This is a genomic window from Sphingomonas sp. S-NIH.Pt15_0812 (assembly GCF_003951315.1).
GTDB lineage: Bacteria > Pseudomonadota > Alphaproteobacteria > Sphingomonadales > Sphingomonadaceae > Sphingomonas.
Window position 1 is genome coordinate 1 of sequence record NZ_QLJH01000023.1, and the last position, 11,574, is coordinate 11,574.

Here is an 11,574-nt window from a genome sequence, read left to right on the forward strand (position 1 = left end):
AAGCAAGGGTACTGATCGAGGCGTGGCGCCGTCACTACAACACCGTCCGGCCGCACAGCAGCCTGGGCTACCGGCCGCCCGCACCACAAGCGGCGACACCGCCATTGCCGGCCTCCGGTTCCGCTTCGCTCCACCTACGACCGGCAATGGCGGCGGAGACGACAATGCACTAACTAATAACCCGGACCACCCGATGGGGGCTGCTCACTTCGGCGGCCTCACCGCCGAATGGGCCGAGGAAACAACCTATACCGACTAGAGCGGTTTCCGATCAGGTTGAACCACCGTCATCACCCTGCGGGCGACCGCTTCGCGGCGGGGCGCTTTCGATCCGGGGCGGCGTTGCTTGTCGGTCACGATGCTTCGGCTTCGCTCCCTTCGCGCGCGTTGCCCCGAACCGAAATCACCGCCGTGCCGATGATCCAACCTGATCGGAAACCGCTCTAATCCAACGTGTTCGCCGAGCCTAGGAAGACCAGTTCAGGATCGTACGGCTTCGACAATCCTCCGCCCAGTTTCTCCGGTGTCGCTTCGACGGCGTATTTCGACCTTATTGACATGGCCCGACACAGGATAGTGCCGATCGAGCCAGGCCGATAGCAAGGGAGTACGATCCGCAATCGACTTGCCATCCATCGCATCGCTCCAGCTACCGTCATGACCTATGATCAGAAGCGGACGAGTGCGTTCCAAGTCGGCGATGATCCGTGCTTCTTCGTCGCCTCTGGCGACATAGATCGGGTACATCGACGAAGTGCATGGCGGCAGGCCCGCCGCTTCATAATAGACCCCGGTGTTGTTCATTACATAGGTACAATGCTGCCCGGTCGAACGCAGCATGGCGCCGATGAGGCGAGCCGTGTTCCCCTCCAGCGCCTCATCGTTCGGCATGGGCCGAGTTGCCAGGGCAAGGTTGCTGCCAGAGCCATGTGCGACAAGGCTATTGGGCCGGCGCACTGCGTGAATGGCCAAGACCAGCAATATCATGGCACCGACGGCAGCCAGTGCAGCCGAGTACCATCGCGTGGACAGTTGCAGCGGCCAAGCAAGGGTAGCGACGAATGCGACCACCAGCAGATAAGCGAATTCCACGGCCCACATCTGGTGGCTGAGGTCCGATCGGTTGATCGACTGGTAGTAAATGGCCGCCACCGGGATCATCAGAAGCAGCAAGGTCGCCGCCTCGCCACGGCGTGCGGCAAGATGAAGTTGGAATGATCGCAGCACCCCGACGGCAATCAAGCCGACATAGACGACGCCGAACATCATATCGTGTACAGGGAAGGGACGAGTCCAGATTTCGCGATGCTGCCCCCAATATCGAATATTGGCAATATGCTGACCGAACATTGCCGGATCGTGCAGGTACATTCCCGCCAGGGTTGCCAAAAATGCGATCGGCGCGACAAGGATCGTCTTCGGCGATCGACCTGCATACCAGGCAAGCACCAGCCCGCTCGCCAAAATGACGATCCCAACCAATCCGCGGCTATAGGCCCAGAACAAGCCAATGGCCGCCGCGATGCCGGCAACAGCGAACAACAATCCCAACAGATAAGGCCGTCTACATTTTAGCACGCCCAGCAGCGCGGCGAGTTCACAAAGCAACAGGAGGTCGCGCACCGATGGCGCGCCCTGATGCAGGCCGACGGAATCTATCCGTGTACCGTTAAACAGCAACAGCAGCATTCCGGCAGTCAATCCAGCGAGCCAGGCCGTCTGACGGGACCGCATCAATCCTGCGGCCGACAGCGCCCATATTGCCGAAGCAGTGGCGGCCAGCCACATATTGGCGGCCCGGGTACAGATCACGACATGATCCGATCCACAAAGGGCGACAGCCCATCGTGCGGGCGCATAGTTCAACATGCCGTGAATCAGCAACGGCAATCCGTTGGAACTACCGAGAAAGTACAGTTGCGGCGAAAGATATTCGCCTTCATGGAAGGGATCGACCAGCGGTGTCGCCAGCGGCACGGACAATGCGCTGAAGAGGGAAAAAGCGATCAGCAGCATCGCCAAGCCGGCACCGATCGGCCTGCGTCCGGCAGGTGTCACGTTCATCCGTCCTGTCCCGTCGATGGATTGAATGTCCCACGCGCCGCACGAAACGTCTGCTTGAGCATCTGCAGCTTGGCGCTGGTGCCGGTTACCTTGGTCGGGATCGGCTCACCGACCGGATAGCTGCGACGGACTGGAACTTCGCCGACCTTGAGCCCCAGCTGACTGGCTCGAACCGTCAAGTAGAACAGCAACTCGTAGCGGGCGAACACATCCCGGAAGGGCTGAACACGAGGGTCGAGCAGATAGCGTACCGAATAGGCGCGAAAGCCATTGGTCGTGTCGGTGAACCAGTGCCGCGCGGCGATGCTAAGCATTGGAGCATGGATCATGCGGTTACCGATCGTCCGCTCGAGCGGTGTGTTTTCAGCCGCGCCGCCCTTCAGATAGCGAGATCCCTGAACATAGTCGTAGCCCGCATTCAATTGGTCCACGAACAGCGAGACGGCTTCGACATTGTCCTTGCCATTGCCGTCAATGGTGACGATGCCGTCATAGCCCGCGTCTAGACACCAGGCATAGGCCATGCGCAACTGCGCACTCAATTTCCCCGGCCCTGTCTTCGTCAACAGAGCGCGCACCCCGGTGGCACGCAGGAAATCGGCGTCGAGCGATCCATCGGTCGATCCTCCATCGGCGACGATCACGTCGACCGGCAGATGGGCTGCCGCAATCCGCTCGAGTTGGGCGCGTATCCGTTGCCCTTCATTGATGACGGGAATCACCAGGGCATGGGCATGACGCTTGGCGTCGAAACAATCCTCGCGACCGGCCGGCACCTGCCATTGAGATCGCAACGCGTTATTCATGCTAGGAAACTTTCTGAAGATGAGCGTATTCGTGACAGAATGTTCAACGCTCGCCCCTGATGAAGACAAACCGCTTGCTCAGGCTATAATTTACGAGGAACGATACGGCTACGGCCAGTAGCAATGGCAGCGCGCGTTGTTGCGGGGCTGGGAAAACGGCAGCTTCCAGAATGGCGACCACGACGACCCGGATACCCAGCGTCACGATCAGGACCGCAAGATAAATGCCGCCACGGGCGGCCGAAAGGCGCGCCTCGGTTTGGAACGTCCAGCGTTCGTGAATGACATAGTTCACGATCGCGGCGACGACGAACCCGGCCGCAGCGGCACCCGGCAAGGGTAGCCCCCCGGATGCCAACAACCATGCCGTGCCGAGATCGACTGCAAGCCCCAGTAACGCGACGATCCCGAAACGCACGATCGGATGGGCGAACAGCTTCGTCACGCAGATCCCATGATGGTACGTGGATAGACCAAGCGATCAGTACCGCCTGCCCATTCCGGTTCGCTCAACCGCATGATTTCGAAAAGATCATAAATATTGTCGATCTTTCCTCCCATAACAGACACTATTCTCGAATCCTGCGGACGTCTTTGGAAAAGGATCGGGCGGCCATCATCATTTTCGTTCTTGATGAGCACCGTCTTGACATCATACAGGGATCGTTCCCAGCGTGCCTGGGCCAAAGCGGGCACGTAGCGTTGGCTGTCGAGCAACATGTGGCGATGACGCGATTCCGGAGTCATCGCATCGAATACGGCATAGGCCGATCGCCCGGCGGATTGATCGGTCCAACTGGCTTGTGGCGTGTAACGAACGTGCGTCAGCGAATGCAGTCCGGCTGCCGGATAAGGCATGCACGACAGGAAAGGTCCGTCCATGATGGTGATACCATAGCCGTTCAGTTCATCGGGAACCTGAACCAGAGCAATTTCCGCAAGTTCGTGTTTCACCGCCGCGTTGGGCAGCCCCGCCATGTCCAACACATTGTTGATCTGTGCATAGGTGACGTTGAAAACATAGCGCGCTTCGACTTCCTGCCCAGAGGATAGGGCGCACACGACGCCACCTGGCCGCTGGATCAGTCCCGTGACCGCCGTTTCAAGACGAACGTCGACATCCAATACCGCCAAGCGTTTAGCCATGAAACGCTGCAGGATGGAATAGTCAAAGGCGTATTCGGTACAAGAAAAGACCTGTTCAATGCGATCGGCGTCGAACAAGGCCGACTGTGATGCCGTTGCGGGCATGATCGGCGCGCGCATGTCTTCGAACATGCGGTGAAATCGCTTGGCCGAAACCTTGGAACCGCGACGCGCGATCGCGTACAGCATCTGGAAATTGTCGACTACCGCTTCGGGAAAATCCTCTGCGAAGCGACGGTGCAGTACCATCGACTTTACCGCGGTCAGCGCACTGCGCGGATAATGAAATCCGGTATGCACCCGAGCCTGATTGACGCGCGATGCGCGGCCCAGCAATTCCCCGCCAGCCTCGACCAGCATGACCCGGGGGGACAAGGACCGCAGGAAAAGGGCAAGGGCGCAGCCATAGAACCCTCCGCCGATCACCAGATAATCGACTTGCATCGTGCATCTGGTCACGGATGCGCTGGCCCCGGCCCGGCCAGATTCATGTTACGGCTGAACTCGACTTCGACATTCAGCTCTTCGATCACCTTGCCGAACAAATCGATCGAACTGGCCTCGCCCACCACATCGTCGTCGGTGGCGATCGACACCGCTTCCAACAGCTTCTGCAGCCCGATCGAGAGGCCCAGAAAGGCGATGCCCAGGAACAATGCCGTCATGCTCAGCGCAAGCGAGGTAGTGAGCCAGCCCGGTTCGACTTTGTCGAACGTCGCCCAGACGATGATGACGTAAATCGTGAAGATGCAGGCGACCCCCGCAGCCAGCAACCCACCCAGTGCCACGACCGTCAACACGGCGGGTGCCGAGCTGATTAGAAGACGATGCAATAGCTTAAGACGGTGCAGACGTCCTTCCCGCGGGCGTGGGATCAAGCTTTCCGGGGGGTGCTCACGGACGGGAATACTCGCATCGATCGGAGCGAAGCGCAGGGCCAGCCGGTGATCGGGATGGGCCAGAAGTCGGTTCAATAAAGTGCGGGGATAGGCAGCGGTTCGCATGTCGCGCGTACTGACCCGGAAGCCGGCCCCCCTGCCTAGCGCGGACAGGGCAGGATCGAGCATCCTCGCCTGCCCGCGACGACCGACGATGATCGACGACGACGCTATGGCATCGTCGATCATGTGGAGAATGTCGAACAGCGCGAGTTCCGTAGGCGTCGTCAGCACCACGATATCGCCGATCGCCTCCATCGCCACCGCAGCGCGACGGCGATAGAAGGAGATACCGGTGCGCAGCGTCAATATGCGCAAATTGGCCCCGAGGCCGCGCAGCATCGCCGCATCACCCTGTTCCGCATCGATCGCGACCAGCACTTCGAAGTAACGGAAACGTTGCCCCAGCCCGATCATCAACGCCTCAAGCCGGCCCAGCGCATCGACATCGGCCGGAGCTTCGGTCAGGCAGACCGATACCAGTATGTCTTCGCGTGGCCTAGGCGACGACATTGGTCGCCTCCTGTACGGCTTGTTCCAAAATGTCGAGCGAGCGGCGTAGCGCGTCCAGCGAGTCCGGCATGGCGGCCTTCATCTCGATACTATACCAACCCTGATAGCCGGCATCCCGCAAAATGCGCAACGCATGCGCCGCCTGGCTGACGTCGGCCGGTGCGGGAGCCAATTGCGGTTCGCTGATATGGACATGGCCGATGCGATCGATCGTATCCGCCGCAATCCGTTCGATCCGCGCGAAATCTCCCTCCATGTGCAGGGCCCCGATATCGAAGTTCAACACGATGGCAGGATGGTCGACACGGCGGACAAAGGCATCTGCTTCCTCCATCCGGTTCAGGAAGTTGGTGCCATAGGCCGCCGGGTTGGGTTCCATGGCGATCCGGGTGCCGCAGGAGGCCGCCCGATCGCCCAGCGTTCGGAACAGGTCGATCGCGATCGCGGCGGCCTGCTCCTCATCCAGTGTGGCGGGAATCCGTCGTTGACGCGGCGAGCCGAATACCAGTGTCGGAATGGCCAGACGCCCGGCAAGGTCGATCGCTCTGTGCATGGCGGCGACCAGCGTTTCGCGGGCATCCGCTCCCTCGAACAAGGCCGCATCGGCGACGCCGAACAGCAGGGACTGCATCGATACCAGTTCCAGACCTGCGTCCCTGACCGCATCGATCGCGGCACCAAGTTCATCCGACGACGGGCGGAACGGATCGGCGGCATGGGCGAGGAACAAGCCCGGTGCGATCTCCAATCCGGCAACCCCATGATCGCGGAGCATTGCATAGGCCTCTGTCAGGCGATCGACGGGCCATGCGATGTTGGACACGGCGAATTTCACGCGACAGCCCGCTGCGCGGCGATGAAATTGGCCAGTTCGTTCAACAACGTGTCGGGGGTCGCCATATAGGCGCCCTCCTGATCCCATAAGGCGGCATAAGCCGTTCGCATGTCCTCTGCATGCAGGCGGGCATTATGACGCGGCATCGGTGTGCCGTTCACCGCAGCATAGACCGATGCGGCCTTCAACGGAGGAGGAGCGATATGCAAGACTGAAAGATTCCCTGCCAGTCCTCGCTCGATATCACCCCATAGACGTGCCATGTTGTAGAATTGAAACACGCTGTCGGGATTGGTGAATCCGCTTGCCGCGAAGCCCGCCGCCTCGACCGCAGCATCAAGCGCCGAACGTCGCCCCGACGCCTGCAACCCCGCGCGGTCCAGCACCATCATGTCCAACGACGCGCTGTACTGATATAAATGCCCGACCAGCTCGGCATCCTCCGTTCCCAGTGTCGCGGTCAGGGCCGCCAGTCGCGTCGATGGCAGCATCGATGGCATGGGATTAAGAACATCGAACAAGAAATTCTTCTTCAGCCCGGGCCCGAAAAGGGCAGGTAGGCGAACAATCAGCGTTTCCGAAAAATGATCGGCCATCGCGACTTCGAGCGCGCGCCGATTTCGACCGTAGGCAAGCTCGGTTTCGTATCGTGCTTCCTGCTCACTGTTCGCGCTGAATTTTTCCAAAACGGCGATGGTCGAGATCAATACGAAACGCTTGGCGCTGATCCGGCTCAGTTGACCGGCTAGAGACCGGATATGCAGTTCGTCACGTTCGGGATCACGATTGGCCTCGAACATCGATCCCGGCGCGGCGGCACAGACCACGGTGTCGAATGACGCGCCTGCCAGCGCATCAATATTGCTACGGTTTACATATTGATCGAAACTACGTTGTTCGCGCAGGCAGCCGCCAACAAAACCAGTATAACCGATCAATGCGTCCACGATTGTCCCTCTTGCCAACGATCGCGGCCGCACAATCATCGCGACCGTTCTACCCTCAACGTCCCATGACGACGGGGCGGATAGCAGCCTATGCGGGCGATGTCATCCGACCTGACCTCCACACAGCATGGATTTGAAGGGTCGCCGGAACCCGACTCCGTTCCCCTGCAACTTCTACCGTCCCCGTGGCCGTCCTACCGCCTTAAAACGCGTTACGATGGGTCAGCACCCGGAAGGTCTGCAGGACAAGCATGATATCGCGCCAGATCGACCAATTCTCCAAATAGGCCAGATCCGCCTGCACACGGTTCAGCAGATCGTCGCTCGTCTCTGTATTGCCGCGAAAACCTTGCACCTGTGCAAGTCCGGTCAAACCGGGCTTGACCGCATGTCGGCTCCAATAGTGCGAGGTCACCTCCCAATAGAGAACCTTACCCGCCAGGGCGCCGGTCGCATGAGGTCGGGGACCCACGATACTCATGTCGCCCCGGAGCACGTTCAGCATCTGCGGCAGTTCGTCCAGGCTGGTTTTGCGAATGAACCGACCGACCTGAGTGACGCGGGCATCGTTGCGGGTGGTGAGCTTGCTGGCCGTATGATCAAGCAGATCGTTGCGCATGCTGCGGAATTTGAACATCCGGAACATGCGATTACCTTTGCCGATGCGATCCTGCACGAACAGCACCGGCCCCGGCGAATCCAGCTTGATGAGGATCGCCAGCCCCAGAAACAAAGGAGACAGCAGAATCAGCGTCGACAAGGCCACCGTCAGGTCAAACAACCGTTTGATCACCCGATCGACGGCATTGAGCGGGCCCGTGGCGATCAGTGTCGTCGCGATATCGTGATAACGAGTCGTACTGATCGCTCCGATCGCGTCCAGTTCGGGGGTCAGAACCTCGACATTGACGCCAACCCCCTTGAGCGCGGCGGCCCATACGCCGCGACGTCCGGGCCGGCAGGCAAGGATCACCCTATCGGTATCGTGGAGCAACCGGCCGATCCGGTCGAGCATGGCCGGATCGTTGATATTGGGCACGATATTCAACGTCTTGAGATCGATTTTGTAAGACGTGCAGCCGATCGGCGGATCGAAATCCTCGATCAGTACGACTTCGCTTTCCGGGCTGCCATCCAGCACGGCATAGGCGAGCCTCGCAAAATAATATCGTCCTATGATCAACAGCACGCAACTGCCAAGCGTACCACCCAGCGCGAGACCGCGAGACAGCGAGTCCGACGATTTCAGCACGAAGGTGATGCTGATGACGATCAGCATTGCGGTCAGCAGCGAGAGGCAGGCCCGCCGCATACTGGGGGACGGATGGATGACGATCGCAAGACGATAGGCCTGTTGCCGGATCGCGGTGAGATAATAGACCGGCAGGAGGAGCGGGAGCAACATCAGCAAGCGCTCGTGACCGATACTGCCCAGATACGACCAGGACGCCGCCATCATGCCGGTGCATAGCGTCACGAGATCGAGCAATACGAGATAGGTGAGCAGGCGAGCCCTCAGGCTTCGTTTGGAAGTCACGCCATCGTGATTGCCCGTTTCCGACAGGGGGAGCGTCTGCGGACCGGTTTCGATCGTGGGTGCCAAGGCACCGTTCGGCATCCTAATCACAGCAAGCAACTCGTGTTTTAACGTCGCCCGAAGGCTTCGCTCAATGCCAAATTATGGCCAAACCGCTAGGTATGGTCAGGCTGACGACCCCTGATACAGCACGCATTGGCGAGTTCAAGTGGTCATGGTCATAGGCAACGGCATCGCCAACAGCACGTTCCGCGACGGTCATGACCGCGCATCCGGCAGGCAGACTATGGGTCTGAGCTATATACTGCGGGATATGCGGGCGACGAGGGATCTAAAGCTTCACAGTATGACCGGTCACATGACGACGAGCGTCCCTGATACCACGCAATATCATACCAGCGGAACGCAAACGGTGTTTTTCAAACAGCATCGCCTTTACCGTTTCCGCAATCGTCGCGCGCAACAGGCTACGATACAGACCGGGAAACATCCTGCTCATTTTCAGAATATAGATAGAATTGCGGGCAATATAGTATCGCCTCTTTGGCGTATAGTGCGACACCGTACAAATCGTTCGGCCTAGGACGACGACCTTCTTCCGCTTCGCCGGAGCATGATACAAGGTTACATTACTGCATTGCAGCAATGCGTAACCAAGCTGTCGCGCCCGCGTGCTATAGTCGTAATCGGTACAATCGATGAAATACCCCTCATCGAACAAGCCGATCTCTTCAACCGCCGCCAAGCTCAACGTCATCCCCGACGTCATCACCGCCTCTACCGGCCCATCGCCAATCCGAAGCAACGGAATTTCCTCCTGCGTCGAACGATCGATGTAGCGTGGTACGATCAGCGCCCGTTCGGCCTCACCGGCGAAGGTCGTGATCGCGTCGATGAAACCCGGCGCGATCCGGCTGTCCTGATCGAACAGACATACCCACTGACTCCCGCGTTCACGCACTTCGCGCAAGCCGGCATTCAGCGCCGCACCGAGGCCGGCATTGCGCCCGAGCTTGATGAGCGTCAATTCACCGGCGTTTGCCAGTGCCTCGATCCCCGCAAGTTCGGCGGGAGACGATCCATTGTCGGCGACGACCACGTGGCCGCCCTCCGCTACGAGTGCGCGAAGATTACGGTCGACGTCGTCGTCGGGATGAAATGTCACGACGATCGCACTGGTAACTCCGGTCATTCGCTACGCTCCGTGGGCGTTATTCGTCGGCGGAATCGCCGGATACCCGCCAGCGCCATGGAATGACCCGCCTGGCGCTCCGACGCCGTCAGATTGAAATAGACGACAAAGGACAGCGCTGCGCCGAGCACGACGATACCGATGCCCGCCGTGGCAGTGATCGACAGCGGATCATTCCAAAACAGGGTCGTCACTGCGATCATCGGCAGGATTGCCAGAAACGGACGACCGAGCGCCGCGGCGGTATAGGCCAGAGGCCGTGAGATGATCGCTGTCGTTCGAGGCATGCTGATAAGGCACTGGCCCGCCACCCCGATCAGCGAGGCGAACAGGATCGCCATCGCTACGCCCGTGCCGCCCCACCAGCGCACCAGCACCAGGGACAGGATGATGCTGGTCACGCCCTCGATCAGGATGGCGGGGATCGTCTTCATGACCTGGCCAACCCCCAATACGGCAATTCGGTACGGATGCGTACTCAAGCCGACGAACTGAGCCAGCATTAGCAGCAATGCAGGTAGCCGAACCTGCTCGGCAAGTACCGGACCGATCCACAAACGCAAGAAAAACGGGGTTATAATCATCAGCCCCGCCGTGAACAGCGCAAGGGAAATACTTGAGAACCGTGCGAAGCGAAGGAGCATATCCCCCATCGCCACCGGATTATTGTCGACGCTGCGCCCCGATAACATTGGCAATGCCGCAGCCAGGATTGCGGCCTGCGGGATCACCAACATGTTCGCATAAGCAAACGCTAATGAAAAAGCCGGCACAGCGGCAAAATCATAGATGCCGACGATCGGCAATGCGAGGCCGGACATGAGGATGCTCGACATCGTAACGAGGCCTACCGCACCGGAATAGCCGGCGAATTCACGCACGACCGTCGCCCGCACGGCCACCAGTCTCAATTTGACCGCGCCATGGAACCGGGACCAGAAACGAAGGTAGATCAGCGGCGCCATCAGCGTCGTCAGAGCGAAACACACAGCAAGACTGATCAGCGCGCCGCCAAACATAACCGCTAGGATCATCGCCACGCCATTGGCCAGTTTTGACAGCACAATGGCGACCGTGACGACATGGTTACGTTGATAGCCCAAAAACGCGCCCACGATCGTAACGCACGGAAGCGAAACGGCTAGTGCGCCGACAATGATCACGGCACTGAGTTGCGCGGTCGGCAGCAAAGCATGCGGGATGGATGGAAATACCACCCCAAGCATCGCCGCTGCCACCAGACCCAGCAGAAGGATGCTGAACGCCAGAATGATCAGGAATGCGAGAATACTCGACAGCGTGATACTCAGATCATCGCGATCCTCCCGCGCGACCGATCGCGCGGTGAAACGCGCCACCGTCGTCTGCATGTTGGTATCGACCATGGAATAATATGTGGCGATCTGCAGAAGCAGCATCCAGGTCGCATAGGCGTCGTTCGCCATATGATGAATCAGGAATGGCGGAACGACGAGCAATACCATCCAGTTGATGACATAGCGCGCCAGATTCCATGCCGCATTGGATGCGACCAGGCCTGCGGTGGCATGCACTTTCGGAGTCACGACAGTGTTTGCGTCCGGTGATGAGAGACGA

Annotated in this window: 11 protein-coding genes; 1 reads left to right on the forward strand and 10 read right to left on the reverse strand. The window is 59.4% G+C overall.

Features of this window, described 5'->3' with window-relative positions:
- Positions 1–173: integrase core domain-containing protein (locus tag BRX43_RS14390; protein ID WP_206433231.1), on the forward strand; the 173-nt coding region annotated here is incomplete at its 5' end.
- 307 nt (positions 174–480) lie between these two features.
- On the opposite strand, the gene BRX43_RS14395 is transcribed toward BRX43_RS14390, so the two are convergent.
- The 10 genes from BRX43_RS14395 to BRX43_RS14440 form a co-directional block, all read right to left on the reverse strand.
- A complete protein-coding gene (locus BRX43_RS14395; protein WP_125995790.1) occupies positions 481–2,022 on the reverse strand; it encodes a hypothetical protein in 1,542 nt (513 codons plus the stop codon).
- A 38-nt stretch (positions 2,023–2,060) separates the two neighbouring features.
- On the reverse strand, positions 2,061–2,870 hold the full coding sequence (locus BRX43_RS14400) for a glycosyltransferase family 2 protein (RefSeq protein WP_125995791.1): 810 nt from the start codon (positions 2,868–2,870) through the stop codon (positions 2,061–2,063).
- Between the two features lie 43 nt (positions 2,871–2,913).
- The gene (locus BRX43_RS14405; RefSeq protein ID WP_241214966.1) at positions 2,914–3,315 is read right to left on the reverse strand and encodes a GtrA family protein; all 402 of its coding nucleotides are present in this window, start codon (positions 3,313–3,315) and stop codon (positions 2,914–2,916) included.
- Entirely contained in the window at positions 3,312–4,460 is a 1,149-nt protein-coding gene (locus BRX43_RS14410; protein WP_125995792.1) for an FAD-binding oxidoreductase, read from the reverse strand. Before BRX43_RS14410 ends, BRX43_RS14405 begins: the two co-directional genes overlap by 4 nt.
- Before the next feature lie 11 nt (positions 4,461–4,471).
- Positions 4,472–5,467, reverse strand: a complete 996-nt coding sequence (locus BRX43_RS14415; protein WP_125995793.1) for a hypothetical protein — start codon at positions 5,465–5,467, stop codon at positions 4,472–4,474.
- The gene (locus tag BRX43_RS14420; RefSeq protein ID WP_241214967.1) at positions 5,454–6,389 is read right to left on the reverse strand and encodes a sugar phosphate isomerase/epimerase family protein; all 936 of its coding nucleotides are present in this window, start codon (positions 6,387–6,389) and stop codon (positions 5,454–5,456) included. The genes BRX43_RS14415 and BRX43_RS14420 overlap by 14 nt, the downstream gene beginning before the upstream one ends.
- Positions 6,299–7,249 (reverse strand): hypothetical protein, encoded by a 951-nt coding sequence (locus tag BRX43_RS14425; protein ID WP_125995794.1) that lies wholly within the window; start codon positions 7,247–7,249, stop codon positions 6,299–6,301. The genes BRX43_RS14420 and BRX43_RS14425 overlap by 91 nt, the downstream gene beginning before the upstream one ends.
- Before the next feature lie 202 nt (positions 7,250–7,451).
- Positions 7,452–8,852: a sugar transferase gene (locus tag BRX43_RS20930; protein WP_241214968.1), complete on the reverse strand. Its 1,401-nt coding sequence runs from the start codon at positions 8,850–8,852 to the stop codon at positions 7,452–7,454.
- Positions 8,853–9,117: 265 nt separating this feature from the next.
- Positions 9,118–9,978, reverse strand: coding sequence for a glycosyltransferase family 2 protein (locus BRX43_RS14435; RefSeq protein ID WP_125995796.1), 861 nt, complete (start codon positions 9,976–9,978; stop codon positions 9,118–9,120).
- Entirely contained in the window at positions 9,975–11,531 is a 1,557-nt protein-coding gene (locus BRX43_RS14440) for a hypothetical protein (RefSeq protein WP_125995797.1), read from the reverse strand. Before BRX43_RS14440 ends, BRX43_RS14435 begins: the two co-directional genes overlap by 4 nt.
- Positions 11,532–11,574 lie beyond the last annotated feature (43 nt).

Coding starts and splice junctions, on each gene's coding strand:
- BRX43_RS14410 (WP_125995792.1), bottom strand. CDS start 4,460: ATGCAAGTCGATTATCTGGTGATCGGCGGAGGGTTCTATGGCTGCGCC.
- BRX43_RS14435 (WP_125995796.1), bottom strand. CDS start 9,978: ATGACCGGAGTTACCAGTGCGATCGTCGTGACATTTCATCCCGACGAC.
- BRX43_RS14400 (WP_125995791.1), bottom strand. CDS start 2,870: ATGAATAACGCGTTGCGATCTCAATGGCAGGTGCCGGCCGGTCGCGAG.
- BRX43_RS14420 (WP_241214967.1), bottom strand. CDS start 6,389: ATGGGATCAGGAGGGCGCCTATATGGCGACCCCCGACACGTTGTTGAA.
- BRX43_RS14415 (WP_125995793.1), bottom strand. CDS start 5,467: ATGTCGTCGCCTAGGCCACGCGAAGACATACTGGTATCGGTCTGCCTG.